The following is a 5,922-nucleotide window of genomic DNA, read 5'->3' as shown; positions in this document are numbered from 1 at the left end:
CCACCCTGCAAAAGCCGGGTGGCGATGCCGTCCGATCCGTCCGCTGCTTGAAGCCCCTGCGCACGCAGTCAGTCCGAAAACCGCCGCGCGTTCGTCGTTCCGGGATTTTTATAGCTGCACCGCACAGGCCGGCCAAATCACGGATTCTTACGCTCTGTTACAGATACGCTTGATTCCAGACAGAGCGAATTTCCTGCGGAATCAATGTGTTAAGCATTGGTTAACAGATCGACAAAAGCGGGGCGGTTCTGTGGCACGGATGCACCACGGGGCCGCTTGAGGCCCGCTTCCGCACATGCGGGAGCCTGCCGGCCCCTTCGGACCGGCAGGCTCGGAGGCGGCAGGAGCAGCCCCCGTCGTCTCGGTCGCAGGTCGGATCAGTTGGCCTGCCGGCGCAGGAAGGCCGGGATCTCCAACTGGTCGTCGTCCATCATGCGGGGCTGCGGCGCGATGCGGCCCTGCGCGTCGAGGTTGCCCTGGGCCGGGCGGTAGGCCGGCGCTGCGGGGGGCGCCGGGGCGCGGGGAGCCTGGGGCACCGGCGCCTGGACGGCCTGGGAGCGGGGGGCCGGAGCGGCGGCCTCCGCCTCGTCGCGGCGACCGCCGAAGCCGACGCTGGCCAGGCGCCGCAGCAGGGACGTGCGCTTCGCGTCGCCCTGCGGCTCCAGACCCTCCGGGCCGCGGCTCGCCATGATCTGGTTCTGGGCGATGGCCGGAAGCTCGTGGATCTGCGGCATCCGCGGGGCGCGGGCGAGCGGCGGCGCGACCGGTGCGGCCGGACGCGGCGGCACGAAGGCACCGGCCTGGTGATGCGCGGCGGTCTCGGGCTGGTACACGGGTGCGGGGGCCGGGACGAACGGGGCGGCGGCCCGCGGCTGGGCGTGGGTCAGCATCACGTCGTCGCGCAGGACCGGCGCGGGGGCCTCGATCCGGAGCTCGGGCACCTGCGGCGCCTCGACCATGGCGGGACGCGGGGCCGGAGCGGCCGGCGCCTGCGCGGGGGCCTGGGCCGCCTGAGCGAAGGCGGCCGACGAACCTTGGGCGCGCGAGCGGGCCTCGGAGCGCAGGCGCTCGGCGACCTCGGCGATGCGCTGCTCGGTCTCGGCGATCTCCCGGTTGTTGGGGGAGTTGGCCGAGATCAGCGCCGGCTCGATGCCGGTTGCGACCACCGAGACGCGGATGATGCCGTCGAGGCTCTCGTCGAAGGTGGCGCCCAGGATGATGTTGGCCTCCTGGTCCACCTCCTCGCGAATGCGGGTGGCGGCCTCGTCCAGCTCGTAGAGGGTCAGGTCCGAGCCGCCGGTGATCGAGATCAGCAGGCCGCGGGCCCCCTTCATCGAGACGTCGTCCAGCAGCGGGTTGGCGATGGCCGCTTCCGCCGCGCGGCTGGCGCGCTTCTCGCCCGAGGCCTCGCCGGTGCCCATCATCGCCTTGCCCATGCCGCGCATGATCGCGCGCACGTCGGCGAAGTCGAGGTTGATCAGGCCTTCCTTGACCATCAGGTCGGTGATGCAGGCCACGCCCGAATAGAGCACCTGGTCGGCCATGGCGAAGGCGTCGGCGAAGGTGGTCTTCTCGTTGGCGACCCGGAACAGGTTCTGGTTCGGGATCACGATCAGGGTGTCGACGGCAGCCTGAAGCTCCTGGATGCCCGATTCGGCGGTGCGCATGCGCCGCAGTCCCTCGAACTGGAAGGGCTTGGTCACGACGCCGACCGTGAGGATGCCCATGTCACGGGCCGCGCGGGCGATGACGGGGGCCGCGCCCGTGCCGGTGCCGCCGCCCATGCCGGCGGTGATGAAGCACATGTGCGCGCCGGAGAGCTGGTCGCGGATTTCGTCGATCACCTCGTCGGCCGCCGCCGAGCCCACCTCGGGATGCGAGCCGGCCCCGAGCCCCTGCGTCACGCCCAGCCCCATCTGGATCACGCGCTCGGCCTTGGAGGAGGTCAGCGCCTGCGCGTCGGTGTTGGCGACGACGAATTCGCAGCCGAGCAGCCCCGACTCGATCATGTTGTTGACGGCGTTGCCGCCCGCACCGCCGACACCGAAGACGGTGATGCGGGGCTTGAGTTCGCGGATGTCCGGCGCCTGGAGGGAAATGGCCATGGTGTCGAGCCTCTCGTCACTTTCGTTTCATGTGCGGCGCCCGCGCGCCGGATCGTCTTTCCGAAACCGCGCCGCCCTTCCGGACGTGCGGCCAAACCCCTAGAAACTCTCGCGAATCCAGCGTCCGACCCGCGAGATATATCCGTCCGTTCCCGTGCCGGCGAAGGCGCCCTGCCCCCGCGGCTCGAAATGCTCCGCATGCGCCACCTGCGGGTAGACCAGCAGCCCGACGGCGGCCGAGAAGGCGGGCCCCTTGGCCGCCTCAGGCAGGCCGCGGATGCCGAGCGGGCGCCCGATCCGGACCTGGCCCTGCATCACCCGGCGGGCGACCTCGGGCAGGCCGACGAGCTGGCTCGCGCCGCCCGTGAGCACCACGCGGCGCCCGGCCTGGGCGGCGAAGCCCGCGTTGCGCAGGCGGTCGCGCACCAGTTCGACCACCTCCTCGACCCGCGGCTTGATGATCCGCACCAGTTGCGAGCGCGGCACGTGGCTCGGCGTGTCCGACTCGTCCTCGCCGACGCCGTGCACGGCGATCATGTCGCGCTCGTCGGACGGGGTGGCGATGGCCGACCCGTAGAGGGTCTTGAGCCGCTCGGCCGCCGCGACCCGGGTGGACAGGCCGCGGGCGATGTCCATCGTGACGTGATGCCCGCCGACCGCGATCGCGTCCGTGTGGACGAGGTGGCCGCCGGAGAACACGCCGACGCTGGTGGTGCCGCCGCCCATGTCCACGACGCAGACGCCCATCTCGGCCTCGTCGTCGACCAGCGCCGAGAGCCCGGCGGCGTAGGGGGTGGCGATCACCGCCTCGACGCCGAGGTGGCAATGCTCGACCGCGAGCATGACGTTGCGGGCGGCGGCCGCCTCCGTGGTGACGACGTGCAGGTCGACGCCCAGGGCCTCGCCGATCATGCCGGAGGGGTCGATCACCGCGCCTTGTCCGTCGAGGGCGTAGCCGGTGGGCAGCGCGTGCAGCACGGCCCGGCCGGGGCTGACGCCGTGGGCGCTCGCGGTTTCCAGCACGCGCTCCACGTCGGAGCCGGTGACGGTGCCGGTGCGGACGTTCACCCGCGCCTGGAAGTGCTGCGAGGAGAGCCGCCCGCCGCTCATGTTGACGATGACGGACTGGACCTCGACCTTGGCCATCCGCTCGGCGGCATGGACCGCTTGGCGGATCGCACCCTCGGCGGCTTCGAGGTCGACGATGGCGCCGCCCTTCAGGCCCAGCGAGCGCTGGTGGCCGATACCGATGATGCGGGCCAGGTGCGTGCGGCCCTTCAGCGTCGAGAGCGCCTCGGCCGGCTGCAGTTCGGCGATCAGGCAGACGACCTTGCTCGTACCGATGTCCAGCACCGACAGCGTAGTGCTGCGGCGGGCCGAGAGCGGCTTCAGGCGGGGCGTCAGACCGTGTTGGGAATGCATCGAACGCTACCGGTGGGACTGGGCGGGGCAGAGGGGGTGGAAGGAAGCGGGGCGCACGGTCACGTCGCGGCCCCCTTCTTCGTCTTCTTCTGCGCCTCTGCGCGGGCGGCGGCGGCTTCCTCGGTCAGGCGGACGACCACACGGTCGGGCATGCGCAGGTCCACCGCGATGATGTCCTTCTCCAGGATGCGCCCGGTGCGCTCCAACGCCACGAGGCGGGCCAGCGCCGCGGCGGGGTCTGCCTCGGGCAGGCGCACGTCGACGCCGTCGAGCTTAAGGGTCCAGCGCCGACCGGAGACGTAGGTGCCGGCCTTCACGCGCTCGGCCAGGGCGCCGGCCGAGGCGATCAGGGCGAGGTACTCGCCGAGGCGGGTGTTGGCGTCCTCGCCCACCACGAGGGGCAGGCTGGCGTAGCGGTCGTCCCGCATGGTGTCGATCACGGTGCCGTCGGCGGCGATGACGCTGATCTCGCCGTTCCTCTGCCAGAGGGCGGCGGGCTCGCGCTCGACCTGGTTGATGACGATCTCGTTGGGATAGATCTTGCGCACGGAGGCCGAGGCGATCAGCGGCACCCGCAGAAGGCGCTCGCGGACCTCGACCACGTCGAGGAAGGGCACGGAGGTACGCCAGTCGATCCCGGCGGCCGCCAGCACCTCGCGTTCGTACATCCGCGAGATGCCGGAGATGGTGACGCGCTCGACGCCGAAGCCGGCGACGCGTGCCAGGATGTCGAAGGGTCGGCCCTGCTCGGCCACGAAAGCGTCGTAGCGCCCGCTGGCGACGAAGCCGGTCAGGGCCAGGGCGGCGAAGGAGCCCGCGAGGCCGACGGCGCCGAGACCGCGCGGCAGGCGCTGCGCGATGGGAAGGCTCGGCCGCGGGCGGCGGCCGGGGCCGGAGCGGCGCAGGAAACGCGGCAGCCGCTGCGCGAGGCGCGCGGCAAGGCCGTGATCGGCGGGGCTCAGCGGCCCAGAGAAGCGTCCTCCACCATCCATCGGACGAGCCCACCGAAATTGAAGCCCGCATGGGCTGCCATCTCCGGCACAAGGCTGGTCTGGGTCATACCGGGTTGCGTGTTGACCTCGAGGACGACGAGGGCACCGGTTCCACCCGGTGTGTCGTCGTAACGAAGGTCCGCACGGCTGACGCCCCGGCAGCCCAGTGCTTGATGCGCCGTTAACGACAACTCTTGGACACGCTGGTAAACATTTGGTTTAAGATCGGCCGGCAGCACGTGGATGGACCCCCCCGGCGCGTACTTGGCGTCGTAGTCGTACCACCCCCCCGAGGCGGCCTTGATCTCGATCACGCCGAGCGCCCGGTCGCCCATCACGGCGCAGGTCAGCTCGCGCCCCGCGACGTAGGATTCCGCAAGGATTTCCTCGCCGTAGACCCATTCCTGCGAGGACAGGATCTGGGGCGGATGCGAGCGCCCGTCGCGCACGATGATGACGCCCACCGAGGAGCCTTCGGCGATCGGCTTGAGGACGTAAGGCGGCGGCAGCGGGTGTGACTTTGCCGCATCATGACGGTTGACGACGCGGCCCTCCGGAACGCTGACGCCGGCTGCCGCCATCACCACCTTGGCCCGCTCCTTGTGCATCGCCAGCGCCGAGGCGAGCACGCCGGAATGGGTGTAGGGAATCTTCAGGATTTCGAGCAGGCCCTGGATGGTGCCGTCCTCGCCCGCCGGCCCGTGCAGGGCGTTGAAGGCCACGTCGGGCCGCAGGTCCGCGAGCACCGTCGCCACGTCCGGGCCGATGTCGAGCCGGGTAACGCGGAACCCCTCCCCTTCCAGGGCCTGGGCGCAGGCCGCGCCGGAATTCAGCGAAACCTCGCGCTCGGAGGAGGTGCCCCCCATCAGGACGGCGACGTGCTTGGGCATGGGTTGGCTCCTGCAGAGTGTTCAGGGCAGGGCACGAGCAGCGCCGACCCTTAAGCGGATGTGGGCCAAAGCCCCTTCGGTGGGCCGCCCTCTCCCGCAGAGGGAAGAGGGAAAGGCCCGTGCCGGGCGTCGGTCGGTGGCGCGGTATACGAGGCGGCGGCTTCAGGGGTCGGCATAGACTTCCTCATCCGCCGGACCGCTTATCGGCTGACGGCCGCCGCGTCGACGCCGATCCGCTTGATCTCCCAATGCAGGTCGTAGCCGGAATGCTCGCGCACCCGCCGCCGGACCTCTTCGCCCAGGCCCTCGATGTCGGCGGCTGTGGCGCCCGCGCGGTTGATCAGGAAGTTGCAGTGCATCGCGCTGACCTGCGCGCCGCCACGGGTCAGGCCGCGGCATCCGGCGGCGTCGATCAGCTGCCAGGCCTTGCCGCCGTCGGGATTCTTGAAGGTCGAGCCGCCGGTGCGCTCGCGGATGGGCTGGGCCGCCTCGCGGGCGGCCCAGCCCATCCGC

At 71.2% G+C, this 5,922-nt stretch carries 4 protein-coding genes and 1 pseudogene; all 5 read right to left on the bottom strand.

Features of this window, described 5'->3' with window-relative positions:
- Positions 1–377 precede the first annotated feature (377 nt).
- Positions 378–2,105, bottom strand: coding sequence for a cell division protein FtsZ (gene ftsZ, locus COGEMETH_RS03285; protein WP_238181200.1), 1,728 nt, complete (start codon positions 2,103–2,105; stop codon positions 378–380).
- Between the two features lie 99 nt (positions 2,106–2,204).
- A complete protein-coding gene (ftsA, locus tag COGEMETH_RS03280) occupies positions 2,205–3,527 on the bottom strand; it encodes a cell division protein FtsA (RefSeq protein WP_238181199.1) in 1,323 nt (440 codons plus the stop codon).
- A 59-nt stretch (positions 3,528–3,586) separates the two neighbouring features.
- Complete coding sequence (locus COGEMETH_RS03275) at positions 3,587–4,519, bottom strand: cell division protein FtsQ/DivIB (protein ID WP_238181198.1); 933 nt, start codon at positions 4,517–4,519, stop codon at positions 3,587–3,589.
- The gene (locus COGEMETH_RS03270; RefSeq protein WP_238181197.1) at positions 4,486–5,409 is read right to left on the bottom strand and encodes a D-alanine--D-alanine ligase; all 924 of its coding nucleotides are present in this window, start codon (positions 5,407–5,409) and stop codon (positions 4,486–4,488) included. The genes COGEMETH_RS03275 and COGEMETH_RS03270 overlap by 34 nt, the downstream gene beginning before the upstream one ends.
- Before the next feature lie 200 nt (positions 5,410–5,609).
- A pseudogene (locus COGEMETH_RS03265) lies at positions 5,610–5,922 on the bottom strand (UDP-N-acetylmuramate dehydrogenase); the annotation flags it as partial.

It is taken from the genome of Methylobacterium trifolii (assembly GCF_022179685.1).
Lineage (GTDB): Bacteria > Pseudomonadota > Alphaproteobacteria > Rhizobiales > Beijerinckiaceae > Methylobacterium > Methylobacterium trifolii.
Note: the sequence above shows the minus strand (reverse complement) of the source record. Positions and strands in the feature narration are given on the sequence as shown.